Origin of the sequence: Pseudoalteromonas rubra (assembly GCF_005887115.1) — a bacterium.
Classification (GTDB): Bacteria; Pseudomonadota; Gammaproteobacteria; order Enterobacterales; family Alteromonadaceae; genus Pseudoalteromonas; species Pseudoalteromonas rubra_F.
On the sequence record NZ_PNCJ01000104.1, the window covers coordinates 1 to 260 of the forward strand.

Below are 260 nucleotides of genomic sequence, written 5' to 3' on the forward strand. Positions count from 1 at the left end.
AGGACGCGCGAAGGGGAGATACTACATGGAAGTACTTTACTCCAAACGCAAAAAGCCCGACTCTTTCGAATCGGGCTTTGATGTACAGGAGGTACGAATGTCGATGAGATTCATGGATGAATGTCTTTCGTCGACCTCTAATTAGGAGCTTGGCAATGTCCTACTTTCACATGGGAAACCCCACACTATCATCGGCGCTATTTCGTTTCACTACTGAGTTCGGCATGGAGTCAGGTGGTTCCAAAACGCTATGGTTACCA

The 260-nt window shown here is 47.3% G+C and carries 1 rRNA gene; it reads right to left on the reverse strand.

Features of this window, described 5'->3' with window-relative positions:
- Positions 1–147: 147 nt before the first annotated feature.
- Positions 148–260: ribosomal RNA gene (gene rrf, locus CWB98_RS23350) — 5S ribosomal RNA — on the reverse strand; the annotation flags it as partial.